This window comes from Thermomonospora cellulosilytica (assembly GCF_014138835.1).
Taxonomy (GTDB): Bacteria; Actinomycetota; Actinomycetes; order Streptosporangiales; family Streptosporangiaceae; genus Thermomonospora; species Thermomonospora amylolytica.
Genome location: NZ_JACJII010000001.1, coordinates 5,469,211 through 5,494,400 on the forward strand (window position 1 = coordinate 5,469,211; position 25,190 = coordinate 5,494,400).

Annotated in this window: 26 protein-coding genes, 1 tRNA gene and 1 pseudogene; 10 read left to right on the plus strand and 18 right to left on the minus strand. The window is 70.8% G+C overall.

What is annotated here, in order from left to right:
- Positions 1-97 precede the first annotated feature (97 nt).
- The 4 genes from HNR21_RS25790 to HNR21_RS25805 all read right to left on the minus strand — a co-directional run bounded on the left by HNR21_RS25790 (position 98) and on the right by HNR21_RS25805 (position 4,337).
- Positions 98-1,348, minus strand: coding sequence for a sugar ABC transporter permease (locus tag HNR21_RS25790; protein WP_312881273.1), 1,251 nt, complete (start codon positions 1,346-1,348; stop codon positions 98-100).
- A gap of 42 nt (positions 1,349-1,390) precedes the next feature.
- On the minus strand, positions 1,391-2,179 hold the full coding sequence (locus HNR21_RS25795; protein WP_182707238.1) for an ATP-binding cassette domain-containing protein: 789 nt from the start codon (positions 2,177-2,179) through the stop codon (positions 1,391-1,393).
- A 63-nt stretch (positions 2,180-2,242) separates the two neighbouring features.
- Positions 2,243-3,322, minus strand: a complete 1,080-nt coding sequence (locus tag HNR21_RS25800; RefSeq protein ID WP_182707239.1) for a sugar ABC transporter substrate-binding protein — start codon at positions 3,320-3,322, stop codon at positions 2,243-2,245.
- A 247-nt stretch (positions 3,323-3,569) separates the two neighbouring features.
- Positions 3,570-4,337 (minus strand): serine hydrolase, encoded by a 768-nt coding sequence (locus HNR21_RS25805; protein ID WP_312881275.1) that lies wholly within the window; start codon positions 4,335-4,337, stop codon positions 3,570-3,572.
- Positions 4,338-4,608: 271 nt separating this feature from the next.
- Between HNR21_RS25805 and HNR21_RS25810 the strand changes: the two genes are divergently transcribed.
- Positions 4,609-4,682 (plus strand) — tRNA-Pro (locus tag HNR21_RS25810).
- A gap of 81 nt (positions 4,683-4,763) precedes the next feature.
- On the opposite strand, the gene HNR21_RS25815 is transcribed toward HNR21_RS25810, so the two are convergent.
- Complete coding sequence (locus HNR21_RS25815) at positions 4,764-5,513, minus strand: tyrosine-type recombinase/integrase (RefSeq protein WP_220500298.1); 750 nt, start codon at positions 5,511-5,513, stop codon at positions 4,764-4,766.
- An 86-nt stretch (positions 5,514-5,599) separates the two neighbouring features.
- Here HNR21_RS25815 and HNR21_RS36765 point away from each other — a divergent pair, with 86 nt between their 5' ends.
- From HNR21_RS36765 to HNR21_RS25835, 5 genes are all read left to right on the plus strand, one after another.
- Positions 5,600-5,830, plus strand: a complete 231-nt coding sequence (locus tag HNR21_RS36765; protein ID WP_446697341.1) for a DUF7683 domain-containing protein — start codon at positions 5,600-5,602, stop codon at positions 5,828-5,830.
- A 588-nt stretch (positions 5,831-6,418) separates the two neighbouring features.
- A complete protein-coding gene (locus HNR21_RS25820) occupies positions 6,419-6,646 on the plus strand; it encodes a hypothetical protein (RefSeq protein WP_182707241.1) in 228 nt (75 codons plus the stop codon).
- A 571-nt stretch (positions 6,647-7,217) separates the two neighbouring features.
- Positions 7,218-7,337 (plus strand): excalibur calcium-binding domain-containing protein, encoded by a 120-nt coding sequence (locus HNR21_RS36665; RefSeq protein WP_119729978.1) that lies wholly within the window; start codon positions 7,218-7,220, stop codon positions 7,335-7,337.
- Positions 7,338-7,650: 313 nt separating this feature from the next.
- On the plus strand, positions 7,651-8,055 hold the full coding sequence (locus tag HNR21_RS36670; RefSeq protein ID WP_182707242.1) for a D-alanyl-D-alanine carboxypeptidase family protein: 405 nt from the start codon (positions 7,651-7,653) through the stop codon (positions 8,053-8,055).
- 13 nt (positions 8,056-8,068) lie between these two features.
- The gene (locus tag HNR21_RS25835) at positions 8,069-9,148 is read left to right on the plus strand and encodes an endonuclease/exonuclease/phosphatase family protein (protein WP_182707243.1); all 1,080 of its coding nucleotides are present in this window, start codon (positions 8,069-8,071) and stop codon (positions 9,146-9,148) included.
- Between the two features lie 124 nt (positions 9,149-9,272).
- Here the strand turns inward: HNR21_RS25835 and HNR21_RS35575 are convergent.
- The 5 genes and pseudogenes from HNR21_RS35575 to HNR21_RS25860 all read right to left on the minus strand — a co-directional run.
- A pseudogene (locus tag HNR21_RS35575) lies at positions 9,273-9,675 on the minus strand (IS701 family transposase); the annotation flags it as partial.
- A gap of 302 nt (positions 9,676-9,977) precedes the next feature.
- A complete protein-coding gene (locus HNR21_RS25845) occupies positions 9,978-10,265 on the minus strand; it encodes a hypothetical protein (RefSeq protein WP_182707245.1) in 288 nt (95 codons plus the stop codon).
- A 406-nt stretch (positions 10,266-10,671) separates the two neighbouring features.
- Positions 10,672-10,929: a hypothetical protein gene (locus tag HNR21_RS25850; RefSeq protein WP_182707246.1), complete on the minus strand. Its 258-nt coding sequence runs from the start codon at positions 10,927-10,929 to the stop codon at positions 10,672-10,674.
- Positions 10,926-11,132 carry a PadR family transcriptional regulator gene (locus HNR21_RS25855; RefSeq protein WP_182707247.1) on the minus strand — a complete coding sequence of 69 codons (207 nt, stop codon included), beginning with the start codon at positions 11,130-11,132 and terminating at the stop codon, positions 10,926-10,928. The genes HNR21_RS25850 and HNR21_RS25855 overlap by 4 nt, the downstream gene beginning before the upstream one ends.
- A 136-nt stretch (positions 11,133-11,268) precedes the next feature.
- Positions 11,269-12,288 carry an oxygenase MpaB family protein gene (locus HNR21_RS25860; protein ID WP_182707248.1) on the minus strand — a complete coding sequence of 340 codons (1,020 nt, stop codon included), beginning with the start codon at positions 12,286-12,288 and terminating at the stop codon, positions 11,269-11,271.
- 90 nt (positions 12,289-12,378) lie between these two features.
- Here HNR21_RS25860 and HNR21_RS25865 point away from each other — a divergent pair, with 90 nt between their 5' ends.
- On the plus strand, positions 12,379-13,002 hold the full coding sequence (locus HNR21_RS25865; RefSeq protein WP_182707249.1) for a TetR/AcrR family transcriptional regulator: 624 nt from the start codon (positions 12,379-12,381) through the stop codon (positions 13,000-13,002).
- A 225-nt stretch (positions 13,003-13,227) separates the two neighbouring features.
- Here the strand turns inward: HNR21_RS25865 and HNR21_RS25870 are convergent, their stop codons facing one another.
- The 4 genes from HNR21_RS25870 to HNR21_RS25885 form a co-directional block, all read right to left on the minus strand.
- Entirely contained in the window at positions 13,228-14,481 is a 1,254-nt protein-coding gene (locus HNR21_RS25870) for an oxygenase MpaB family protein (RefSeq protein WP_182707250.1), read from the minus strand.
- Positions 14,471-15,451, minus strand: coding sequence for a PucR family transcriptional regulator (locus tag HNR21_RS25875; RefSeq protein ID WP_182707251.1), 981 nt, complete (start codon positions 15,449-15,451; stop codon positions 14,471-14,473). Before HNR21_RS25875 ends, HNR21_RS25870 begins: the two co-directional genes overlap by 11 nt.
- Before the next feature lie 108 nt (positions 15,452-15,559).
- Complete coding sequence (locus HNR21_RS25880) at positions 15,560-17,377, minus strand: hydroxysqualene dehydroxylase (RefSeq protein ID WP_182707252.1); 1,818 nt, start codon at positions 17,375-17,377, stop codon at positions 15,560-15,562.
- 126 nt (positions 17,378-17,503) lie between these two features.
- Positions 17,504-18,115: a TetR/AcrR family transcriptional regulator gene (locus HNR21_RS25885; protein WP_182707253.1), complete on the minus strand. Its 612-nt coding sequence runs from the start codon at positions 18,113-18,115 to the stop codon at positions 17,504-17,506.
- 109 nt (positions 18,116-18,224) lie between these two features.
- Here HNR21_RS25885 and HNR21_RS25890 point away from each other — a divergent pair, with 109 nt between their 5' ends.
- Complete coding sequence (locus tag HNR21_RS25890) at positions 18,225-19,694, plus strand: flavin-containing monooxygenase (RefSeq protein WP_182707254.1); 1,470 nt, start codon at positions 18,225-18,227, stop codon at positions 19,692-19,694.
- An 87-nt stretch (positions 19,695-19,781) separates the two neighbouring features.
- Here the strand turns inward: HNR21_RS25890 and HNR21_RS25895 are convergent, their stop codons facing one another.
- Positions 19,782-20,195 carry a nuclear transport factor 2 family protein gene (locus tag HNR21_RS25895; protein ID WP_182707255.1) on the minus strand — a complete coding sequence of 138 codons (414 nt, stop codon included), beginning with the start codon at positions 20,193-20,195 and terminating at the stop codon, positions 19,782-19,784.
- Positions 20,196-20,284: 89 nt separating this feature from the next.
- On the opposite strand from HNR21_RS25895, the gene HNR21_RS25900 reads away from it, so the two are divergent.
- Positions 20,285-20,731: a MarR family winged helix-turn-helix transcriptional regulator gene (locus HNR21_RS25900; protein WP_182707256.1), complete on the plus strand. Its 447-nt coding sequence runs from the start codon at positions 20,285-20,287 to the stop codon at positions 20,729-20,731.
- A gap of 79 nt (positions 20,732-20,810) precedes the next feature.
- Here HNR21_RS25900 and HNR21_RS25905 read toward each other — a convergent pair whose 3' ends face one another.
- Positions 20,811-21,392, minus strand: coding sequence for a TetR/AcrR family transcriptional regulator (locus HNR21_RS25905; RefSeq protein ID WP_182707257.1), 582 nt, complete (start codon positions 21,390-21,392; stop codon positions 20,811-20,813).
- 63 nt (positions 21,393-21,455) lie between these two features.
- Here HNR21_RS25905 and HNR21_RS25910 point away from each other — a divergent pair, with 63 nt between their 5' ends.
- The gene (locus tag HNR21_RS25910; protein ID WP_182707258.1) at positions 21,456-22,703 is read left to right on the plus strand and encodes an alpha/beta hydrolase; all 1,248 of its coding nucleotides are present in this window, start codon (positions 21,456-21,458) and stop codon (positions 22,701-22,703) included.
- A 116-nt stretch (positions 22,704-22,819) separates the two neighbouring features.
- Here HNR21_RS25910 and HNR21_RS25915 read toward each other — a convergent pair whose 3' ends face one another.
- Positions 22,820-23,602 carry a class I SAM-dependent methyltransferase gene (locus tag HNR21_RS25915; RefSeq protein ID WP_220500301.1) on the minus strand — a complete coding sequence of 261 codons (783 nt, stop codon included), beginning with the start codon at positions 23,600-23,602 and terminating at the stop codon, positions 22,820-22,822.
- A 269-nt stretch (positions 23,603-23,871) separates the two neighbouring features.
- Entirely contained in the window at positions 23,872-24,864 is a 993-nt protein-coding gene (locus HNR21_RS25920; RefSeq protein WP_182707259.1) for a LysR family transcriptional regulator, read from the minus strand.
- Between the last annotated feature and the right edge of the window lie 326 nt (positions 24,865-25,190).

A 25,190-nucleotide genomic window follows, 5' to 3' on the forward strand; every position in this document is an offset into this window, starting at 1 on the left:
CTGGCGGGCGTTGGCCGCGGGCACGGTCCCGCGCCGCGAGCCTATCAAGGCGTGCCCGCCGGGGCCGGGCCGCCGCGGCCGGCCCCGGCGGGCGCGCTCACCGGCCGGTGGCCGCCTGACGGCGGCGCGCCAGCGCGTCGATGCTCGCCGCCAGCAGCAGCACCCCGCCGGTGATCAGCATCTGCATGTACGCCGGCGAGCCGAGCAGGCCCAGCCCGTTGATGATCACCGTCACCACCAGGCCGCCCAGCACCGCGTCACGGGCCCGGCCCTTGCCGCCGAACAGGCTGGTGCCGCCGATCACCGCGGCGCCCACCGCGTACAGCAGCACGTTGCCGGCGCCGGCGTCGGGGGTGACCGAGTTGAGCCGGGAGGCGTCCACCATCCCGGCCACCGCGGCCAGCGTGGAGGCGATCATGAACACCGACATCCGGATCGCGGTCACGTTGATGCCGGCCCGGCGGGCGGCCTCGGCGTTCCCGCCGACCGCGTACACGTGCCGCCCGTAGACGGTGCGGTTGAGCACGAACGTCGCCGCGATCACCAGCACGGCCACCACGGGCACGCCCCAGGGGACGCCGTTCAGCACGATCGCCGGGCTGGGCGCGCGGTCCAGGCCCATCAGGAACGTGCCGCCCAGCAGCGCCGCCGCGACCACCGCGATCTGCGCGGCGACCAGCCCCAGCGGCCGGCCGACCAGCCCCCGCTCCTTCTGCCGCCGCCAGCGCAGCAGCTGGGAGGCGGCGAACACGACGGTGCACAGCCCGGCCAGCGTCCAGCCCAGCCAGATCGGCATGTTGTCGTTGGCCAGCGCCACGATCACCTCGTCGCGCACCGGGACGGTGCCGCCCTCGCCGATCAGCCGCAGCGTGATGCCCTGCAGGCCGAGGAACAGCGCCAGGGTCACCACGAACGAGGGGATCCGCACCACCGCCACCAGCAACCCGATGGCGGCGCCGATGACCAGCCCGGTGACCAGCGCGGCCAGCACGGTGACGTACCAGGGCTGGCCGGCGTCGACCATCAGCTTGGCCATCACCGCGGCGCACACCCCGCTGGTCACCCCGGCCGACAGGTCGATCTCGCCGAGCAGCAGCACGAACACCAGGCCCAGCGCCAGGATCGTCACCGACATCGCCTGCACGAACAGGTTGGCGATGTTGCGCTCGGACAGGAACGTCTCCGGGCGCAGCGCGGTGAACAGGATGATCAGCGAGACCAGGCCGAAGATCGACGGCAGCGCCCCCAGCTCCCCGGCCCGGACCCGCGCCCAGTAGTCGCGGGCCGCCGAGGCCATGGTCTGCTCGCGGCGGCGGTCCATGGCGAAGTCCGCGTCAGCCACCTTCACGGCGGCCTCCTTGAGCTCGTGTGTTGACATGACGGGCCCCGTTCACATGCTCTCGGTGGTCGGGGCGAGGCCCAGGTCGCCCGACCGGCCGGCGGTGATGAGCTCGACCACCTGGGTCGAGGTGACCTCGTCGCGCGCGACGTCGGCGGCCACCCGGCCCAGGTACAGGGCGGTGATCCGGTCGGCCACCTCGAACACGTCGTTCATGTTGTGCGAGATGAGCACCACGGCGTGCCCGGTGTCGGCCAGCCGCCGCACCAGGTCCAGCACCTGCCGGGTCTGCGCGACGCCGAGGGCGGCGGTCGGCTCGTCCAGGATCACCACCTTGGACTCCCACAGCACCGCCTTGGCGATGGCGACGGTCTGCCGCTGCCCGCCGGACAGGCTGGCCACCAGCTGCCGCACCGACTTGACGGTGCGCACCGACAGCCTGCTGAGGGTCTCCCGCGCCGACTCCTCCATCGACGCCTCGTCCAGCACCAGGCCCCGGCGGCGTTCCCGCCCCAGGAACATGTTCTGCACGATGTCGAGGTTGTCGGCCAGCGCGAGGTCCTGGTAGACGACCTCGATGCCGAGCGCGGCGGCGTCGCGGGGGGTGCCGATGCTGACCGGACGGCCCTCGAAGAAGAACTCGCCGGAGTCGATCGGGTGGATGCCGGCGATGCACTTGATCAGGGTGGACTTGCCCGCCCCGTTGTCGCCGACCAGTGCGGTCACCTGTCCCGGGTAGACCGCGAAGTCCACGTCGTGCAGGACCTTGACCGCGCCGAAGCTCTTGTTGACCCCGGCCAGCCGCAGCACCGGGGTTGCCTTACTGGCTACGTCAGCCACGTCGTTCCTTCCGGACGGCGCGGGACGCCCGCACCCGGGGGTACGGGCGTCCCGCGGCGGCCATTACTGGATGCCGGCTTCCTTGCACTTGTCGGCGTAGGCGCCCGCGCAGAGCTCTTCCTTCTTGACGAACCCGTCGTCGACGACCTGCTTGACGTTCTCCTTGTAGACCCCGATCGGGGTCAGCAGGACCGAGGGCACGTCACGGTTGGCCTGGGTGTCCTTGGTGGTGCCGTTGGTCTGCGGCTTCTCGCCCTTCAGCAGCGAGATCGCCAGCTTGGCCGCGGCGTCGGCCTCCTGCTTGATGGGCTTGTAGACGGTCATGCACTGGCTGCCGTCCAGCACGTTCTGCAGGCCCTGCAGGGTGGCGTCCTGGCCGGTGACGGGGACCTTCCCGGCGGCCTTGTTCTTCTTCAGGATGGACACCGCCGCGTTGCCCAGGCCGTCGTTGGCGGCCAGCACGCCGTCGATCTCGCCGTTCTGCTGGGTCCACATCTGCTCGAAGATGGTGGCGGCGCGCTGGTTGTCCCAGTTGGGGACCGCCTGCTCGGCGACCTTCTTGTAGGTGGGCACCTTGTCGAGCACCGAGTGGGCGCCCTGCGCGAACAGGGTGGCGTTGTTGTCGGTGGGGGAGCCGTTCAGGTAGACGATGTTGGCCTGCTTGTCGCCCAGGCACTTCTGCAGGCCCTTGCCGAGCTCCTCGCCGACCTTGACGTTGTCGAACGAGACGTAGTAGCTCGACACGCCGCCCAGCGTCAGCCGGTCGTAGTCGATGGTCTGCACGCCCTGCTGCTGGGCCTTGCGGGTCACCGCGGCGGCCGAGTTGGAGTCCAGGCCGGTGATCATCAGCACGGTGACGCCGCTGGTGAGCATCTGGTCGGCGATGGTCTGGAACCGCTGGGTGGAGCCCTCGGCGTTCTGGATGTCGTACTGCACGCCGGCGGCCTTGAACGCCTGCTCCAGGTAGGGCCGGTCGAAGCTCTCCCAGCGGACCGAGGACTTGGTGTCGGGGAGGATCACGCCGACCTTGCCCTTGGCCTCGCCGGAGCCGGAGTCGCCCCCGCCGGAGTCGTCGCCACAGGCGGTGAGGGTGAGCGCGGCGGCCGTGGTGAGGGCGGCCAGACCCAGGAAGCCCTTGCGCATCTGCACGGGTCCTTTCTTGCGTAGCGGCCACGGGATGGCGGCCGCGGGGTGGTTGCGGGACGTTCGGCAACGCGCGTCGCCCGGCGGGGTCCGGGTCCGCGGCCCCGCCGTTCGAATGTTGTGCACCGCAACATATGTCGCCGCGACCAGCATCGCCAGAGGGGACGGGGCACACATTTGTTGCGAGCGATAACAATCAAGCAACAGCGGCGAAACATGACCCGCCGGTCGCCGCGCCCCGTCGCCGTCAGCGGGTCCCCGCCCGGTGCACCTGCCGGGTCAGCGCGGTGATCCGCGACGCCGCCGTGGCGAACGGGGTCCCGGGCGGCGACAGCGTCCACACCGCCACGATCCAGCGGTCTCCGTCCCCCACGATCCCGGTGGTGTGCAGCACCGGCCGCCCCACCCCGAGCGTCGGCGCCGCCCGCACGGCGGCCGGCCGCACCCACACGGCGTTGCCCTGCGCCGGACGGCAGGGCTCCCGCGGAACGAGCCCGAACCCCGACCACCCCTGCTTGACCGCCCACGGCCTGGGCACCGCCCGTGGAATCCCGAAGTACTGGTCGAACCCGTCCCTGCCGCACCGGGTGGCCTTGCGCATCTCCCCCAGCACGAACCCCCGCACCCGCGCGTCGGCCCGCTCCAGCACGTACCGGTAGACCGTCACCACATCGGCCGCGCTGAGCGCCGTGTACCCCCAGTACCCCGGCCTGGACGCCGGCGGCGGCGCCGTGTCCTCCAGCCCGATCCGCTCCACCATCCGCGACACGACGGCCCCGCGCCCGCCCCGGTTCCACAACACGGTCGCCGCCCGATCGTCACTGGACCGCAGCATCCCCTGCAGCAGCCCCCGGTCCCCCGCCGAAACCACCCGGTGCCGCTCCAGGAAGTCCACGGCGATCAGCACCTTCACCACCGAAGCCGACCGCACCGTCCCATGCGCGTCCCGGCTGACGGTCACCCGCCCCGCCACCCGGTCGAACACCACGAACCCCGCCCGAGTCCCCCCAGGCACCCGCACCTCCGGCCCCGCCGCACCACCGGAAGTCCCCCCGGACGCCCCCGAGGACCGCGCCGAGGGTTGCACCCCCGGTCCCCTCCCCGCCCCCTCCGAGGCACATCCCCCGACCCCGAGCACGACGACCAGCGCACCGACCCCCACCACACGTCCCATCCCCCGAACCTCCCTGCCGGCCCTCACGCCCCGGACACCCCACCCCGCCGAAACCCGGTACGCACCAGCCCTCCGACTGCGCTAAGGTAGTCACGCCTGCCGCGACAGGCACCGGGATGTGGCGCAGCTTGGTAGCGCACTTGACTGGGGGTCAAGGGGTCGTGGGTTCAAATCCCGCCATCCCGACGCGGAAAGAGCCCCGTTGATCTAGGTGAATCGCCTGGTCAACGGGGCTTTCGCGTTCCCGGGCTCTGTCAGGCCGACCGGCTAGACGACCTTGAGCCGGGGACCACCTGGGGACCTACGGGCGCTGAGATGGTCACTCAAAGCCTTGCCGGCGGCGGTGATCAAGCGGGCGTCCGGATGCAGGTAGCGCTGCGTGGTGGTCAGCGAACCGTGCCCGGCGATCTTCCGGAGGATGTGCACCGGGATTCCGGCGTCGGCCATCCACGTCAGCCCGGTGTGCCGAAGATCATGGCGGCGCAGATGCTCGTACCCGAGCCGGGTCACCACCTCATCCCAATGGGTGGCATCGCGCAGCACTGCCGTGGTGATCCGCCCGCCGCGCGGGCCGGTGAACAGCCGTGCGTCCGGATCGTCGCCGACCGCGTCGAGCCGCCGGGCGACCAGGCCGCGGATTTCCTCGATCAGCGGCACGGTGCGGGCGCGCTTGCCCTTGGTGCCCTTGTCGACCAGGCCGCCGGGGCTGGGGGTGGTCTGCCGGCGAACCGTCCAGGTCCAACTGTCGCGGTCGATGTCGCAGGCCCGGACGCCGGACGCCTCCCCGATGCGGGCGGCGGTGCTGGCGGCGAACAGGACCACATCACCCCAGCCGGGATAGCGGTCGGCGGACCGTGCGACGAGGGCGTCAGCGAGGGTGACGAGCGCTTCCCAGTCCGGCAGGGCGAGGGAACGCGGGTCGTCCAGCTCGTCCTCGGCCTGCTTGTACTGCCGTTGCCAGCCGGTGATGCGTGCCGGGTTGCGGTCGATGATGCCGTCCCGGACGGCCTGCTCCATGATGCGGACCAGGACCGCGAGGCTGTCATGCGTCGAGATACGAGACTCGGCCTGGACGAACTCGGAGATTGCCAGTGATTCTATGGGTGCTGGAAGGTTTTGATCGGAAGTCGGGAGAATTCTGCGTACAGCACAGACTCCCGGGCCTTTCTGACGAAGATGCGAGATCTTTGACGGGATTGCCCGACCTTGGGGATGCCGATCTCTACGACATCTCCGAAACCTCTCTCGCCGAGATCGCGCATCGATTCGGGATAAAGGTGTTCCCGCAGAAGTTTGAGTACCTGCTTGGGCGAGTGTCTTCGGATTCCCCTTGACTAAATAAATGAACCGCATGTGCTCGCCGGCAACGGCAACAGCAGCAGTGGAAGCGCTCGACTGTTTTAGCGGGTGCCGGCACCTGCTCACCGACGGTGCGGACGCGGCGTGGTGGTGATCGGATCATGAGCCGAACGGAGCGATAGCCCCACAGTTGGGCGCAGCGGCGTCCGTGAGAACTTCTGTACGTCTTCAAGGCGGCCCGGCAAGCGGGCCGCACGGGCGGCCGACGCGGCGCCGGCTCCCGCCCTCCGCTGCCGCTCCACCGGGAGACCGGCCGACAGCCGGTCGGCTCGCCCGCAGACCAGCACCAGTCCCGGGCCGCTCTCAGTGCACGTACCGTGCAGGCCGCCACGGGGTCGAGCGCCTGGGGGGCTGAGCGTGGGTGCCGCTGACCGGTTCCCGCCTTGCGCGGGGACCCCGCGCGGGGCCTCGCGACGGGCCGATGCGGGCAGGCGGCAGCGCCAGCCCGTCCGCCACACCAGGCTACGAGGCCCCGCCCCCGCGCAAGTCCGGAACCGTCCAGCTCTCACGTGGCGACACACGATCTCTAAAGGTTGTCTCGTAACGGTGGCCGGTCGTGGTGGATGGTCGCCCTGGCCCGCGCCACCGCCCATGATGGCCGCCAGCGTGTACTGGACCACGCCCCGCACAGTCTCCAGGGCCTGCAACACCTCCGCCTGGCCCTCCGTCAGGCCATCCATGCCGCCGATGCAGAAGACGACCTCCACCGCGTCCAGCCCTGGCTGTGGAACGCCGCCATCAGCGGCGACCGCCCGCTCATCCGGCTGGCCGGGAACACGGCTACGAACTGAGGCTCTCCCGTTCCCGCCCTTGAGAGCTGGTCGGCTTGACATTCGGTCGCCATGATGCGGGTTTTCTCCTTGTTACGAGCACCTACCTTTACCTTGTAGATCAAGATTCGGGTCTGAAGGTGCAACGATCTTCAGGCGTTCGCCTCCCTTCAACGGCAGGACAACCCAGGGCTTGGACCGCACGTCCTATGCCGGATCCCTCTGACCCCTGGGGAGAGAGCACGTGCACCAATCGGCCCAGCACCCGCAAGCGCGAGGAAACGGATGCCTGCTCGCGACCGGCATCGGATGCGGCAGCCTCATCCTGCTGTTCTTCGCGATCCTCATCATCGGGCTGTTGGCCGGGCCCCCGCCCGAGGAGACGACGACGGCCGCCTCCCGAGCCCCGCTTCCCACAACGACGTCGCCCATCGCCACCGCAACACAGACGCAGACGCCGACGACGGCGCCCACCACGGCGGTCCCGAGAACGACCCGGCCCGCTCCGCCGCGGACGCGGAAGCCGTCGCCGAAGCCGACGACCAGGCGGCCGACGCGGCGCCCCGCCCCACCGGCGCCCCGGACGGACCCGATGTTCGACACGTGCGCAGAAGCCAACCGTGCCGGCTACGGGCCCTACCGCCGTGGAACTGATCCGGAGTACGGCTGGTACCAGGATCGGGACGGAGACGGGGTGGTCTGCGAACAGTAGCCCCGCTCAGGTGACGGGCGCCTCCCAGGTCATCGGGCCGGCGGCACCGTCCGCGGTGCTGCCCGGTCGCGATCGCGCATCCACTGCCGCCAACGGCGCACGTCGTCGCCGGTCATGACCGCGGCCGGGGCAGATACCGGTCCGGTTCCATTGCCCTGATTCATCTTTCGGTACGACGGCGGCTGCGGATCTCGTCGAGAGCGGCCAGGGCAGTCAACACACGCGTGTCTTCAAGGCTACGAGTCGGCACATATCGTCGGCGTATCGAAAACCGCATACGCGCTGGCAACACCGCGTTGCTTTCACTGGCGGCATGACTCGAAACCCAGCATCAGCACGAACAACGACCCGCCGGGCTGCGACGGCCGCCGCGGACGACGGAGTCGAGTGCTGCGTCAACAGCGGTTGGCGTTCCCCGGAGTACCAAGATCAGCTTCTTCGCGGGGAGGTCTCCGAGCATGGGTTCGAAGGCGAGGCTGCCCGATGGGTGGTCACCGCGGCGACGTCTCCTCATGTGTCGGGGGAGGCGGTCGGCGTCGGGCGCTCCGTGGCGACGGCGTGGCTGTCCCAGCATGGTGCCGAGTACGGACTGTGCCGGATCCACCGGAACGAACCCTGGTACTGCGAACTGCGCACCAATGCGATCGATCGTCGTTGCCTGCGCATTTATGCCGACCCCACCCACAGGACCCTAGGATCCGGCAGCGACCGGCGGTGAGCGAGGACGAACGATGACACAGGTGGACACTGCGGAGACCGAACAGGGCGGCCCCGGCCGCGCGGATGCCGACGCCGGGACCTGGCGCGCGGACATCCGCCGCCTGATCCGCGCTGGCGCCCCGCCGGGCCCCTGGAAGCGCGGCCCGGTGCTCGCGGCGCTGGCGCTGCTGCTGGGGCTGATCATGCTGCTGCACGCGCAGATCCCGAACCGGATCGGGAACCTCGGCAGCCTGGTGGAGACCCTCCTGCCGTGGTTCGGCCTGTTCATCCCGGTGCTGCTGGCCGGGGCGCTGTGGCGCCGCTCGGCCTTGGCGGTGGCCGCGCTGCTGCTGCCGGTCGTGGTGTGGCTGAACCTCTTCGGCGGGCTGCTCAGCGACAAGTCCCACCCGGGCGGCGACCTCACCGTGGTCAGCCACAACGTCGGCGCCGCCAACCCCGACCCGGCCGGCACCGCCCATGACCTGGCCGCCTCCGGCGCGGACGTGCTGGCACTGCAGGAGCTGACCCAGCAGGCTCGGGGCACGTACGAGAAGGAGCTGGCGAAGGCGTACCCGTACCACACGGTGCAGGGCACGGTCGGGCTGTGGAGCAAGCTGCCGCTGTCGGACACCCGGCCGGTCGACATCCAGATGGACGCCGGGCCGCTGGCGGCCACCAAGCCGGCCCACGTCAAGATGACCTACAACCGGGCGCTGCGCACCACGGTGGCCACGGATCACGGGCCGCTGGCAGTGTATGTGGCCCACCTGGGATCCGTACGCGTGAATCCCAAGGCGGGCTTTTGGACGGCCCACCGGGACAGAGGCGCGCAGGCGCTCGGCAAGGCCGTCGCCGCCGAGCAGAACGAGCGGGTGGTGCTGCTCGGCGACCTGAACGGCACCATGGACGACCGCGCGTTCGCCGGCATCACCTCGCGGCTGCGCTCGGCCCAGGACGCGGCCGGGGACGGCTTCGGCTTCAGCTGGCCGGCGAAGTTCCCGATGGCGCGGATCGACCAGATCCTGGTCCGCGGCGTGGAGCCGAAGAGCTCGTGGGTGCTGCCGGCCACCGGCAGCGACCACCTGCCGGTGGCGGCCAGAATCAGCTGGTGAACACCGCACCGGAACCGGAGCCCGCCCGGCCCATGCACCCCAGAAGCCACTGGCGGATTACCAGGCACCTGGTCGGCCGTTCCGCTAATACTCCGGCTGTAGATCGTGATCTTCGTGTCTGGGTGGCTGCTTGTCGCCGGTAGTGGCTGGTGCGTGCTCGGGCTTGATGGCGTCGTCTCCACCCGGAGCAGCCGAGTCGGTCGGCGGTGTTGGACAGGGGTCCGTTGACGGGCGTGATGAAGCAGGTGCTGGATCTCATTGCAGGTCAGCGGGATGAGACCGACGGAGGCAGGGCGGGCGTGTTCGGCTGCGCGGACGACGACCAGGAAGGCGTGGGCGAGCATGGCGAGGGTGACCCGGCGGGCCCAGGAGGGGTGGCGGCGCAGCTGGTGCTCGTCCAGGCCGGGCAGTCCCTTCTCGGTCTGGAAGGTCTCCTCCACCCGCCACCGTGATCCGGCGACCCGGACCAGGGTGGACAGCGGCACCGGCTCGGTGGAGTGGCAGCGGTAGTAGGCCAGTTCGCCGGTGCGGCCTCCCTGGCCCATTCGGCGATCGTCCAGCAGTTCTTCCGCGGCAGATCCGACAGCATGCCCGGCACCAGCCGGCCGACCCTCCGCCGTGGCTCGACCCGGGCGAACCGTCCCTCGATACGGCCCATGGCCACCTCGAACGACTCCCGCCGGCGAGCGGGATCCATGCTGTGATCCGCGGCCACCGTCTCATCGTTACCCCTCCACAAGTCACGGTGATCGACGGTGGCCGTATCCGTGCCCGCACCCGGGGCCCCACCAGCAAGATCACGAACTGGCTGGAGCACCAATCTGTGTCCTTACTCCGGCAGCTCCGGAGCGTAGAACGATGGCAGCGGCTCGGGTCCGGTGTACTTCTGGCATTCGCAGGGCAGCAACTCATTTCCCACCCACGCGCCGTTGTTCCACTTTGCGCGTTCAACGCCTGCCCGGCAGCGTCCCTCGACATCGTGGAACGAGGCACCGTGCCCGCACTGGCACAACGGCCCAGTCTCGACGGCCTTCGACTTGTGCTCGCGCCGGGGCAGCAGGCGACCGACCGCCAGCCCCGTCCCGAAAATCAGCGCTCCGACCAGCATCTCGATCACGACGGCCCCCTACCACTCGAACGGCCTCCGGCGATCATCCCATCTCACCGATGGCGTCGCCATACGGCAGCCAGGTGCCTAGCACTCCACCCGCGGCCACCATCTCATCGTTACTCCACACAAGTCACGATGATCGACGGTGGCCGGACCCGTGCCCACAGCCGGGCCCCACCAGCAAGATCACGATCTGCAGCTGGCGTACTAAGGCACCCCTCTACCCGCCACAAGGAGCCGGTGGAATCGTTTCACGGGAACGCGCCTCGCCGAGCCGTGTTTCCTAGGTGACCGCCTATGAAACACGCCATCCAGCCGCGTCCGTCCAGGACGAATATTGTTTCATGGGTCGCTGCATATGAACGGCCATGTGAAACACCCACATGAAACGACCTCAGGGTGAGCGACGACTTCACGCGCGTGGAAGCCCACCACTGCCCGATGTCGACCTGTGCCGCACCGGCAAGGGCAAGGTAGCCCTCCAGTACCACACCGCCCGGTTCCGGAGCCCGCCGCGGACGAGATCGACGGCCTCCTGGAGAGTGGGTCGCGTCCGTCCCGGCCGGGCCGCCGCCAGCAGCACGTCCAGCATCTCCTCCTCGTGGTCGCCACGGTGGTCACGCGGATACCACCGCAGCAGCCGCCGATACCGGTCGCTCAGCTCGGTCACGCCGTCCCTCCCGCCAGGCGAAGGCGCGCGGCGGCGACCTCGGCGGCCAGCCTGCGCCTTCCTTCGTCGCTGATCGCGTAGTAGCGGCGCAACCGGCCCTCCACGGCCTCCTCGCGCTCGGTCGCGACGAGCCCGTCCCGGGTGAGCCGATCCAGCGCGGCGCACAGGGTGCCGGCGCCGGTGGCCGTGCAGGCCGCAGTCAAGGCGCTGGGCTCCTACCCGAATGGACCTGCCTCTCCCCCACCGTCCACGAGAAGGCACCCGGCCCAGGACGAGTCCGGCCGGCTGGCGGCACCTTTCTGCGTCGAGCCGCCCGGAGCGGAGAGGCGCTCTTGCGGTTCAGGCCAGGGCTTCGGCTTCCTGGCGGCTGCGGATCGGGTCGGTGCCGGGTTCGTAGGCGGGTGCGCTGGGGGCACTGGTGACACCGGCGGCGACTCTGGCCTGGGCCTGCCGGAATTCCTTGAGGGGGCCGGTGAGGGCGTGGGCGCCGTTGAGGGCGAGCCAGAGGGCGGCGCGGCGGGCGCGTAGTTCGACGGGGTTGGGCGGCCGGTGCATGACCATGCGGGCGGCCCAGTCCGGGAGGGTGTCGCGGATGGCCCAGTCCATGAACGGGCCCGTCAGCAGGGTGGTGGGGGTGTCGCGGAGGTTGGGGCCGGTGCGGGCGGCCTTGCCGGGGGCGACGGCCAGGCGGGGCAGGTACGCCTTGAGGCATTCGAGGGTTTCGGCCTTGGTGGCGGGAAGGTCGGTGCCGCCGAGGGCGTGACCGACGCGGACGAACTCGCCGTAGTAGCGGTCCAGGGCCTTTCCGCGCAGCGGGCGGGGGTGGTAGCGCTCGTGGGCGGTGGCCAGGCCCCACACGACGGTGGCGTAGTTCCAGCGCAGCCAGTCGGGGTCGTCGGCGTCGTAGGCGAGGCCGTCGGGGCGGGTGCCCTTGACGGTGTGGTGCATGGCGCGCACGGTCCGGGCGAGGCGTTCGGCGGTCTCGGTGGAGCCGTAGGCGGTGCCGATGAAGAACGACAGGGAGTGCCCGAAGCGCACGGCGGCCCCTTCGGGGTCGAACTCGCCGGTGGGGCGCCCGTCGGCGTCCCTGGCGGTGATCCGGGAGTGGTCGACGCCCATCCAGTAGATGCTGGGGTCCAGCCCTTCCAGGTAGGCCGCGCACGCCAGCCCGAAGGACAGGATCGGGGTGTGGGAGTGCACGTACCACACCGCGCTGCCGGGGCCGAACCAGCCCGGATCGCCCTCGGGGCCGGCGAAGTCGAGTCCCTTGAAGAAGCGGGATCGCACCTGGGTGTCGAAGTAACGGTCGAACCGTTCGGCGAGGTGCCGGGCGAGCTTGTGGTGAGGCAGGGGGATCATGCCGGCTCCCAACTCTGGCTACAGGTGTATCCAGAGTACGGCAATTCTGGTCACAGGTGTAGCCAGAGTTGGGACCGCTAGGGTGGGACGGTGGCGAACGACACGGAGACGGCGGCGACCCGGTGGGCCGGTGTGCCGCTGGCCGCCCGGCGCAGCGAGCGCCGTGCCCAGTTGGTCGAGGCGGCGTTCGAACTGTTCGGCACGCAGGGCGAGGCGGGGGTGTCGGTACGCGCGGTGTGCCGGGCCTGCAACCTGAACGCCCGCTACTTCTACGAGAGCTTCACCGACACCGACCAGCTCCTCGGCGCGGTCTACGACAAGGTCGCGTCCGAGCTGGCCGAGCGGCTTCTGGCGGCCCTGGAGGCGGCCGGTGACGACCTGGCGGAACGGATCCGGGCCGGCATCCGCACCGTGCTGGACTTCGGCTCGGCCGATCCGCGCCGGGGCCGGGTGCTGTTCACCGAGGCCCGCGCCAATCCCGTGCTGGCCGCCCGCAGGCAGGCCGCCCAGACCGCGCTGATGGACGCCGTCCTGCACCAGGAGACCCGGACGCGCCCCGCGGCCGATCCGCACCTGGCACGGGTGGGCGCCGCGATGTTCACCGGCGCGATGGTGGAACTCGCCCAGCAATGGCTGGCCGGCGGCCTCGGCGACGATCTGGACGCCGTCGTCGACCACGCCACCGCCCTGCTACTGGCGCCGCACGCACCGTGAAGTCGTGACCAGCGGCGAGTATCGGGGGCGAGCCTGCGACCTCGGATCCTGTGCGCCGGGAGGGAACGACAGGCGTCCTCCACCGCGTTCTCGGCCAGGCCGTGGACCGTTCATGACGCGCCGGCGGGGTGATGGCCAGGGCGGCGTTGTGACCGCCGAAGCCGAAGGAGTCGGACAGCACCGGCGCGGGCGCGATGTGGTCGAGGTCGTCAGGACCGGGATGTGTCAGGGGCGGACCGCCGTGAGGCGGGGGTGGTCCCGGGTGTCGTAGCGGCTGTGGGAGCGGTCGCCCTGCTGTTCGCGGATCAGGCGGCGGACCATGGTGGTGCGCTGTCGTTGGCCGAGGCGTTCGCACAGTCCGGTGGCTCCGGGGATGACGCGGCGGGCGCTTTCCGCGGCGAAGACGGCGGCGGCGGTGCCGAGGACGGCGGCCTGGTAGAGCCTGTTGTCGGGCGCGCCGAGGAAGTCGGCGTTGCGCCTGCCGAGGATCAGGCGGCTGTAGGCGAACAGGTAGTTGGTCAGGGCGTGGCGGGCCAGGGCCGAGTTCTTCCAGCGGGGTGTCAGCAGAAGTGGTGCGGCGGCGTTCATCAGCGCGCGGCCCAGCCGCCGGGAGTCCTCATCGGGAAGGAACTCGGTGGCGGCCTCCAGCCAGTACAGCCGCCAGGCGTCGGCCGCCGTGGCCGGGAGCAGGCCGAGGTCGACGCCCATGAGATGTCCGACGTAGCGCCACAGGTGCCGGACGGCGGCCCGGTCGGCGGCGGAGAACTGGAACCCCAGGGCACGTGAGCCGAGCAGCATGACGTGGGAGAACAACAGGAGGGTCCCGGCGAGCTGGATCTGGTTGACGGGCGCGTCCCAGGCGTCGTGGTCCCAGTCGTCGCGGCGGTTCATCGCGGCGCGCACCTGGGCGTGCATGAGCCGGACCCGCAGGGTGCCCTTGAATCCGGCTTCGAAGCGGCCCAGGGCGCCGGGAGTGGTGACGTCCACCCACCAGCCGGCGGTCTCGGCCAGGCGGCGTGGCGCCATGGTGTCCAGGTAGCCGGTGCGCATCAGGGTCTTGTTGGCGCGGGAGGCCAGGTAGCCCCCATAAAGAGAGGCGCACGGCATCACCATCGTCAGTCCCAGCAGCCCGGTCCTGCCCACCACCCGGGCACCGCGATCCAGCAGGTCCGGATCCACCCAGTACGGGACGGCGTCCACATGAGCGAAGAACTCCACCAGCTCGCGCGGCGGATCCTCAAGGGCGTCGATCCCCTTCTCCAGGGCCTGCTCGAACAGGCGGCGGCCCGTTCCGCCCGGAAGCCGGGCCATCATCTCCACCACCGCGTCGGCCGGTGGATCACCGGCACGGGCGAACGAGCGGAACACCGAAAGCTGCGACGGTGTCGCCCGGATGTCTCCAGGTGCCAGCCGCAGGGTCGTCTTCCAGGGGCGTCGGGTCATCCACTGGGGGTGCGCCAGGCGCTGTTCATGACTCATGTGTTGTGACCTTTCGTTGTTTCTTCCTCGGCGGTCGATGGCGGCTGCCACCGGTGACGCCCACCTGTTGCCGTGGGAGCCCGCCGAGCGGGGCGTGCCGGGCGGTATCGTCCGGCCGGGCGCGGCGGTAATGGGCGGAGCGGTCGTCGGGCAGCAGCCGCGAGGCGTGCAGCGCGATCAGGTAGTCCAGGGTTTGGGCGGGGTCGTCGATGCCGGCGCCGAACAGGTGGGTGATCTGGCGCATGCGGTGCCGGACCGTCTGCGGGTGGACGTGCAGGCGCGCGGCGATGGCGACGGCGTTGCGTCCGCATTCGAGGTAGGCCAGCAGCGTCTCGGCCAGGCTGGCGCGCCGGGCAGGGCGGAGCCGCTGGAGAGGGGCCAGCTTCCGGGCGGCCAGTTCCCGGGAGAGCTCGGGGTCCTGCAACAGGAGCAGGTCCCGCATGTGATCGGTCACGTGCACCACGGCATGTCGGGCCAGCAGGTCGGCGGGCAGCAGTTCCAGGCCACGACGGGCCAGCCGCCAGGACGAGCCCGCACGGCGGAGCTCGACCGTGGGGCCGACGACGCCCGGGTCGTCGGCGAGCAGCGCATGGAGCGTGGACCTGCGGCCCGGACCCTCCGGATCGGGGAAGACCAGGCAGGGCAGGCCCTGGTGGAGGCCGGTGAGGACGTCCGAAGGCAGGAACCGGCGTGCCGGCACCGGCCACCGGCACAGCGCCACGACCGCGAGCGTTCTGGGGACCTGCCAGCCGGCCCGGACGGCGGCCTTGCGAAGCCGGTCCGGGTCGTACGGGGAGCCCAGGAGCAACTCGATGAGCTCGCGCCGGTGCGCATCACCGGGACCGGCGCACCAGCACCGGTTCTCGCCGTTGCTTTCGGCGCCCGTCCGGGCCACTTCGTCCGCAGCGGTCCGTCGCAGCCTGTCGACGTGTTCAGGTCCGTGCCGGGTGCGCTCGTAGGCAGTCGGCATGACCAAGCCTTCCGGGCCGTTCGCGGCCGGTGGTCTCGGGCACGTCGACCACCGGCCGCGAGCGGCGGCCTTCATGGAGGTGGAGATGAACGCGGCGGCCCGGCGTGCTCAGGGCCGGTGGGGGTCCCAGATGTCGAAGACGTTGGGCTGGCCGGCGGCGAAGCGGGCGTCGTCGTTGGCGAAGATGCCGTTGAAGACCTCGGGCTGCCACAGGTCGACCAGCTTGGCGGGGGTGCCGCCGACGCCGGACGCCTCCAGGACGGCGTTGGCGGCCTTGCGGCCGGCCTCGTTGGCGCCCTCCATGGTGGCCAGGTTGATGCCCGCCTTGACGTAGTCGGAGGCCAGGTACAGGTTGGGCACCCTGGTGGCGGCCTCGGGACGGTGGTACCAGGAGCCGGGCGAGTTGATCAGCAGGGGCTCGTCGTTGGCGACCTGGGGGGTGCCGTTGCCGGTGATGGCGGGGTCGATGAAGTAGGAGTGGATGTTGGCGTCGGTCAGCCGCAGGCTCCCGAACGGGATGGCGCGGCGGAGCTGGGCGACGACCTCGTTGAAGATCTGCTCGTGGGTGCAGTCGCGGGCGGGCTTGCCGTAGAGGATGCCGGGCCTGTCCCAGGCGGAGATGTCGATGGACAGGCAGTCGTTGACCTCGCCGTCGCCGTAGGTGGTGCCGAAGTTCTTCTTCCAGAACTGGGCCTGGTTGATCGAGGTCAGCGCCCAGGGCTGCCCGGCGTAGGCGACGTGGCCCTCGGCCAGGTGGAGGGGCCGTCGCAGGTAGATCATGATGCCGTTCATCCAGTCGACGGCCAGGTTCCGCAGCGACCGCAGGCCGGGGTCGATGGCCAGGATGTCGTCGTTGAGCAGCGGGACGGCGCGTTCGACCGGGACGGCCAGCACGTAGTGGTCGGCCTCGACGGCGGTGGTGCCGCCCGCACCGGTGACCTGGGCGCCGCTGATCCGCCCGCCGGCGACCGACAGGCGGGTGAGGGCGGCGTCCCCGACGAACCGGACGCCGAGCGAACGCAGGTGGGCGATCCAGGGGTCGATGAGCGCCTCGTTGGTGGGGGCGTTGAGCAGCCGGTCGGGCTCCTCGTAGCCGCCCAGGCCCAGGGTGCTGTAGACCCACGCCTCGGCCATGAGGCCCATGGTGTGGGCGTTGGCCTTGTCGGGCTTGGCCGCCACCAGCGTGCTGGTGAACATGTCGACCAGCATCTCCCGGTAGGCCCTCGACTTGCCCTCCACGCGGACGAACTCGGCGAAGCTCATGTTCTCCCACTGCCTGAGCCGCCGCTGGGGTCCGCTGGCCACGAAGGCGATCATCTTCTGCAGGAAGAACGCGACCTCGTCGGCGGGGACGGTGGTGAAGACCCCGAAGGCGGTGCGCAGGAACGCCAGGATCGAGTCGGGGCTGAGCGTGCCGATGATGCTGCCGGCCGCGGGCAGGGTGTACTTGCGGCCGTTGTAGAACGCGGCGACCTCCTCACCGGCCACGAAGTTGTCGTAGGCGGTCCCCCCGCCGGGCAGCGGGATGCGCTTCATCGTGTCCGGGAGGTTCTGGTAGAAGCCGGGGAAGAAGCGGAAGCCGTGCTCGGCCGGCAGGTCCTGGCGCCCGCCGGACCCGGTGCCCGGCACCGGCATGCTCCGGCATTTGCCGCCCCAGGCCTTGCGCTCGTACACGGTCACCTGGAAGCCGCGTTCGGCCAGCTCGTGGGCGACGGTCAGGCCGCCCATCCCGCCGCCGAACACCGCCACGCGGCGGCCCGGCGCCGCCCGCCGGGTCGCCGCCGCCGAGGCGGTCCGGTCCGGGCCGATCGCCCCGGCCACGGTGGCCGCGCCGGCCGCCGCCAGCGCCCCGGTGACGAACTTGCGGCGGCCGATCCCGCCCGGTCCCTCGGTCGATCCGTGCTGCGACGGTGTCCTGTCGTCCACGGCGCACTCCTCACAGGGGGTGGTTAACCGACACTGATGTCGGTTATCGGGGTGGGTCCCCACTATGAGGAAGGCCGCCGGGGGCGTCAAGCCCCGCGGCGGCCGGTTCTCGGCGCGCGACGGCGGTCACGGGGGGTTGCCCAGACCGTTCCACAGCAGCCGCATCGCCCCCTCGACCAGCACCGCCCGGGGCACCTGGGGGTGCCGCTCCCACCACTGCGCCACACCGTCCAGGCCGGCGATGATCAGCTCGACCATCGCCTCGGCGATCGGCTCGCCCGGATCCGCCCCGACCGAGCGGATGTCGCCGGCCAGCAGCGCGGTGACCGTCCGGGTGCGGGACTCGCGGATGCCCTGGCGGACGGTGCGGATCTCCGGATCGTCCTCGTCGGTGCGGTCGAACAGCAGCTTGCGGGCCTCCGGGCGGCTTTCGGCGAAGCTGAAGTAGGCGTCGATCGTGGACCGCATCCGCTCCTGCGGGGATCCCGAGCCGGTGATGCGGGATCCGACGTACTCCACCAGCTCGGCGTTCTGCTCCTGCATCACCGCCAGCAGCAGCACCCGCTTGGACGGGAAGTGGTCGTACAGCACGGTCCGCGCCACCCCGGCCGCGGTCGCGATCTCGCCGAGCGAAGCGGCGTGGTAGCCCTTGTCGGCGAAGATCTTCAGTGCCGCGGCGGTGATCGTCGCCCGGCGGGCCGGCGCCCGCATCCGCGACTTCGGCGCGGTCTCGCCCATCGTCTTGACTCCCTCCTCCGGTTGGCGTCACCCTAACCGACATAGGTGTCGGTAATCGGTGGTCGCCGGGACACCGCCGCCCGTCACCCCACCCCCGAGGGAGCCGCGCATGGGACGCAGGGACCTGTCGATCGCCGTCGTCGGAGCCGGGTTCAGCGGCATCGGCCTGGCCATCGGCCTGAAACAGGCCGGCTTCACCGACATCACCATCTTCGACAAAGCCGACGGCGTCGGGGGCGTCTGGCGCGACAACACCTATCCCGGCGCCGCCTGCGACGCCCCCTCGCACCTGTACTCCTACTCGTTCGAACCCAAGCCCGACTGGACCCGCCGGTTCGCCGAACAGCCCGAGATCCTGGACTACCTGCGGCACTGCACGGCCGAGTACGGGCTGACCCCGCACCTGCGGCTGCGCACCGAGATCACCGACGCCGAGTTCGACGCGGCCCGCGGCCGGTGGCGGGTGCGGACCGGCGACGGCGAGCGCCTGGAGTACGACCTGCTGGTCGCCGCCTGCGGGCAGCTCAGCAACCCCGCCGTGCCCCGGCTGCCCGGCATGGACTCGTTCACCGGCGCGATGTTCCACTCGGCGCGATGGGACCACGGACACGACCTGACCGGCGCCCGCATCGCGGTGGTCGGCAACGGCGCCAGCGCCATCCAGTTCGTCCCCCGCATCGCCCCCGACGCCGAGTCCCTGACCATCTTCCAGATCGAGGTGCACTGGATCAGCCGCAAACCCGACCGCGTCTACCCCCGCTGGCGGCACACCCTCAACCGGCGCGTCCCCGTCGTGCAGAAGCTGGCACGGCTGGGGATCTTCCTGTGGTTCGAGCTGGTGCTCAACCCCGCCCTGGTCTCCCCGCGCGGCCGCCTCCTGCTGTCGGCGCCCGTCCGGCTGATGTGCCGCCACGCCCTCCGCTCGGTGCGGGACCCGCAGTTGCGGGACCGCCTCACCCCTCGCTACGAGCCCGGTTGCAAACGGATCCTGACCTCCAGCGAGTACTACGAGACCCTGAACCGGCCCAACGTCCACGTCGTCGACAGCCCCATCACCGAGATCACCGCCGACGGCGTCCGCACCGCCGACGGCGAACACCACCTCGTCGACACGATCATCTGGGCCACCGGTTTCCGCTCACAGGACTTCGTGGCCCCCATGCGCGTCACCGGCCCGCACGGCACCGAGCTCAACGCCGCCTGGAAGGACGGCGCCCGCGCCTACCTGGGCATGGCCGTCTCCGGCTTCCCCAACTTCTTCCTGATGTACGGCCCCAACACCAATGTGGGCTCCGGCTCCATCGTCCACATGCTGGAAAGCCAGACCGCCTACATCGTCCAGGCCGCCCGCCTGCTCGCCGAGGGCATCACCACGATGGACGTCCGCCAGGACGTGCTCGACCGCTTCGACGCCGCCACCCAGCGCCGCCTGTCCACCTCCGTCTGGAACCAGGGCGGCTGCGACAGCTGGTACCTGGACGCCGACCACCGCAACACCAACAACTGGCCCGGCTTCATGACCGGCTACCGCCGCCGCACCCGTCGTCTGAACCCCGCCGACTACCACCTCCGGCACTGAACCCCTGCCGCATGGTCGGTTGCCGCGGGGCCGGGCGGAGCGGCGTGACGACGCGGTCCCCTGCTCCCCTGCCTCCCGGGAAAGAGGTCAGTTCTCGCGTGTCCAGGCGGGCGTGATCCGCACCTCGCGGAGTCGCCAGCCCGCCGGCGTCCGCACTGCGGTGCCGGCCAGTCGCAGGCCACCTGTGAAGTGGGGCGCCTGGCCGTCGCGGTAGTAGTGCACGAGCGAGTTCGCCGAGGCGGCCGCCTGGTCGCCGTCGACGTCCACCAGCAGGTCGGTGGTCGTGTGCTGGGCGTGCCGCCCCTCGACCTCGCCCTGTCGCATGAAGCCGACGACCTTGTCGATGCCGTGGAGTTCGCCCCCGCGCGGCGAGTACACCGCCACGTCGTCGGTGAACACGGTGCCGGCGTCCTCCCACCGCTTCTCGTCGAGCAGGAGCGCGAAGCGGGTGAACAGGTCGGCGATCTCGATGCGGTCAGCGATCAGCGTGTCCGTGGACATGACACCTCTCATTCGTTGGTAACGCCAACATTGGCGTAGCCAACCATACATGGATTCATTGGCTGCGCCAACGATGTAGGGTGGCTGCCGTGGAACAGATCCCCGCACGCCTGACCGCGAAGCCGAGCTGGCTGCTCACCCAGATGGCGGTGCACGCCCACCGGTTGGCCTCCGACGGCTTCGGCGAGGTGGGCGCGCGCGGGTACCACTACCGCATCCTGGCCGCGCTGGACGAGTTCGGGGCGGCCAGCCAGGCCGAGCTCGGCCGCCGGTGCAACATGGACCGCAGCGACGTGGTGGCGGCGATCAACGAACTGGCCGCGCAGGGTTTCGTCGAGCGGACGCCGGACCCCGATGACCGAAGGCGCAACATCGTGACCCTCACCACGGCAGGTGCTCGGCAGCTGCGGCGCATGGACCGAGCACTCGACAAGGTGCAGGACGACCTGCTCGGACCGCTTTCGGCCGAGGACAGGCAGACCTTGACCCGCCTGCTCACCCGCCTGCTCGCGCACCACCAGCAGGTGCGGATGTAGGGCAGCGGCGACGCTGCCGACGGCGTTTCTCCGGCTGGACCAAGGGTCCGCCGATGCACAGCGTGCCGCGAGCGGGGCGTCAGTTCTGCCCTGGGGCGGGTGGGCCGTAGATCGTCTCGAGAAGACGGTGGACGAATTCGTCGAGGTCGTCGAGCCCGGTCGCGGCCAGGGTGTCGGGGCCTCCGGCCAGCAGATGGGAGAGGGCGGCGTGCAGGGCCAGCGTCAGGATGGCGGCGCGGTGCGGGGTGACCGGTAGCCCGGCGGCGCGCTGGGCGTGCTCGAAGTCGGCGAAGTCGGCGGCCGTGACCCGGTCGAGGATCGCCCCCAGCCATGGCTTGCGGGCCGCCTCGGACTGAAGCTCCGAAATCGCCAGCACGCGGTGGCGGCCCGGCCCGGCGACGTTCTCCAGGAGCGCGCGGAGCATGGCCGCCAGGCTCTCCCGGTCGGTGGGCGGCGGGGTGGGGACCTGGTGGTACAGCTCGACGCACCGTTCGGCGACCGCCCGCAACAAGGCGTCCCTGGTCGGAAAGTAGTTCTTGGTGGTGCCCGGCGGCACCCCCGCGGCGGCGTCCACGGCCCGGTGGGTCAGGCCTCGCCCGCCCGCCTCCGCCAGCACCTCGATGGCCGCGTCCCGCAGGGAGTCTCGTCGCTCCTGGTTCACGCCTGGCGATACTACCTCAACTGTGGTACCACAGGTGTGGTATCCCAACTGTGTGGAGGTCCCGTGCCCGTCGGTTATTCGGTCACCGTGGCGTTCGTCGTGCTCGGCACGTTGTTCGCGTTGGCGCCCGTGCGGCGGCCGCGGCCGCTCGCCGACGTGAGCTACCACCTCGGCCTCGTCGTCAACGAACTGCCGTTCACGGCCTTCCTCTGGCTGCTGATCTGGACGTCGGTGGCGTTCGCTCAAAGTGACATCGCCGCGCCGGGCGGTTGGGCGACCCTCGGGCTCGCCGTCGTCACGGCGTCCGGGCTCGCGGTCGTCGCCTGGCGCGGACTGCGGGACAGGGCGAGCGTCGAACGTGCGATGGCCGAAGGGCTCGGGGCCGGGTGGCGTACCGCCATCGACGCCGACCTCGCGGCGAGGCCGCGTCGCCGCGCTCCGTTGGCCCGCGTCGTCCTCTGGCCGTTCGTTCGGCGTCGCCGTGACGTCGAGCGCGTGCCCAACGTACGGTACGGCGACGCGGGCCGCCGGAACCTCCTCGACGTCTACCGCCACCGCTCCCGGCCGACGGGCGCGCCCGTGCTCATCCACATGCACGGAGGCGGTTACTCACGGGGGCGCAAGAACAGCCAGTCACTTCCGCTGCTCTACCGGTTGGCGAGCCATGGCTGGGTGTGCGTCAGCGCGAACTACCGGCTGCGGCCAGACGTCCAGCACCCAGAGCACCTGATCGACCTCAAGAAGGTGATCGCCTGGGTGCGGGAGCACGCCCACGAGTACGGGGCCGATCCGGCGACGCTGTTCGTGGCGGGCAGTTCGGCGGGCGGGCACATGGCGGCGCTGGCCGCGCTGACCCAGGGCGACCCCGGCCTGCAGCCGGGCTTCGAGGACGCGGACACCTCGGTCACCGCCGCCATCTGCCTGAACACCTACTACGGCGCCTACTACGGGCAAGGACCCGAGTCCTCACCGCTGTCCCACATCGCGGCCGACGCGCCGCCGTTCTTCTTGGCGCACGGTGACAAGGACACGCTGACGCCCGTGTCGGCCGCTCGGCAATTCGCCGACCGGCTACGCCTCGCCTCCGCCGACCCCGTCGGCTACGCCGAACTGCGCGGAGGCCACCACGCCTTCGACCTCTTCCACTCCCTTCGCTTCGAAGCGGTCATCGACGGGATCGAGGACTTCGCCGCCTGGGTGAGACTTCAGAGGGGGACGACGGCCCGGCCCCAGAAGGGTTCCCACAGGGCGGACGGCGAGCCCCGGGCGGCCAGGACTCCCGAGGCGGGGCGTACCGAATCCGGATCGTGATCGCTCTCATCGCCCCGGTGTGGCCCGCATCTTCTCGGCGGGATGCGGTGGCGTCGTGCCGTCTGCTCGATGCCCCGGCCTTCGCTCCTGTCATCGCGGGTCGCCTGGTGCTCGGCTCATGGAGATCGGTGCCGGGGGCGGCGCAGGGTCGCCACGAACGCGTGGTAGGCGTCGAGGAGGGGCAGTACGTGGTTCGCCTCGTGGAGCAGGGAGTCCGTCTGGGCGTCGCCGAGTTCACGGCGTAGATCGGTTTCGCGGGCCAGCCACAGCCGGTAAAGGCCGCGCCAGATCTCAGGTTCGTCGGGCCGCTCGTCGACGTGCTCGATCTCGAACCCGGCCGCCTCGGCCTGCCGTCTCCACACCGGCCCGGAGTCGCGGCGCACGGAGCGGGTGAGGACCGCGCGGCCGCCGGGCGTGAGGATGCGGTGGATCTCGCCCAACGCGGCGGTCCAGTCGGCGCCGCCGCCCGGCACGTCCACGAAGACGACGCCGTCCGCACAGCGGTCGGGCAGGCCGGTGGACCGTACCGTGCCCACCTGGAACCGGGCGCGCTCGGGCGGCACGAAGCGGGAACGACGCGCCTGGGCGAGTTCGACGGCGGTGGAGGAGAGGTCGACGCCGACCAGTTCGACGGCGAGGGCGCGGGCCAGCCACAGGCCCACGCCGCCGGTGCCGCAGCCGAGATCGACGAGGACCTGGCCGGGGCGCAACCGCAGCCTGCTCACCAGCGTGCCCAGCAGGTTCCAGTCGCAGGCGCCGGCCGCCGCGACCTCGACGGGGTAGGCGTCGCCCAGTGCCTCGGCGTAGATCCGAGAGGGAAGGTCCGAGGACGCCCGTGCGGCGTAGAAGGCGTTGTAAGCGCTCTGGAGTTTCTGCTCGTGGGGGGACAGCGCACTCATCCGGAGGTCGACCTCCTGGGGCCTGGGAGCAAAAGGTTTATGCAAATCGGATCGTAACCGACGTGAAGAGCCGGGCGGCCTTCGATTCCAGGGCGGGCGGGCCTCGTCAAAGCAACTGAATGTCCGCCCCGTGCCGATGGTGTTTCCCGAGCGGTACGGCCGGTCGCCGGCTCCGGACGACCGGTTGATTGGAGTGAGGATGCCGTCCAGGATCGCATATGTCATGCGCTGCGCGGCCCTCTTCACTTGCCGCAGACCGGGCTGCTGCTTCATCCCCGGGTTCGGGTGGAGCGTCGGATCGGCCTGGTGGTCCGTGCGGCGACATAATCGCCGGCGACGGCCCGGATCGCGTTCACCATGGGATGGTCGCGTCTGGCGGTGGTCCAGGCCAGTGCGGATGAGCAGGGCGGCAGGTCGGTGACCTCGACGTAGACCACACCGGGGCGGTCGAAGAAGCGGCGGGCGGCCGCGGGCACGAACGCTATCGCCGTGCCCTCGGCGACCACGTACAGCAGGCCCTCCATGTCCGTCACGACGGGCCCGGGACGGACGGCCGAGCCGTCGGGCCGGGGGTTGACCACCCAGAAGTCCCACCACATCCGGGGCACGTGCGGCGGCACGGCCACCACGGGGCGGTCGGCCAGGTCGGCCAGCCGGATCCGCGGCCGGTCCGCCAGCGGGTCGGTGGCGGAAAGGCAGGCCAGGCGAGCCTCGGTGCAGATCTCCAGCATCTGGATGCCGGGCGGGGCGGGCGGCCGGAACAGGGCCACGTCCACCTCGCCGTCCAGCAGCCGGTTCATGTGATCGGCGAAGTTCAGGTTCCGCAGCTCCACGGTGATCCGCGGATGGCGCCTGCGCAGCTCCCGCAGGATGGCCTGGGCGTGCGGCATCGACGCCTCGGCCCCGATCGTGCCGACGATCAGGTGACCGCCGAGTTCGCGGCTGTGGCCGCGGGCGGTCCGCACCAGCCGGTCCATCGCCGCGACCACGACCTCGGCCTCCGCGAGCAACGCGCGGCACGCGGCCGTCGGTTCGACGACCCGGCTCGTGCGGTCGAACAGCCGCACGCCCAGGTGATGTTCCAGCGTGCGGATCTGCCGGCTGAGCGCGGGCTGGGTCATGTGGAGCCGGGCGGCGGCGCGGCCGAAGTGCAGTTCCTGGGCCACGGCCATCAGCAGCCGGAGCTGGTGAACGGTCGGCTCCGGCCCGGCCGCCGGCGCCCTTTCACCATCCCCCGCACCGTGCCGCATCCGCCTGTCCATGCACGGAAGTATATGGATCGGGCGCCTGTTGTCATCACCGATTCCTGGCTTTCCCAGGTTCCTCCGGGGCAGGATCGATTTACGAGCGGATCGGTCCGTGACCAATGCCGGTGCACGGCCGATGCCGGTCCCGCTCGGCCGACGATGAACTGGAACGGAAAAGGGGATCCTCGGACACTCGAAGCGATGACGAAAGCGCGTCGATGGCCACAGTTCCTCCATCCACCGCGCTCGCCCCGGGAACCACTCGGTGTTTCGGCCCCTGCGGCCTTCCACGAGTGCTCCCCACGAGCCGTAAATCGTCCACCGTGGTCCACCGGTCACGG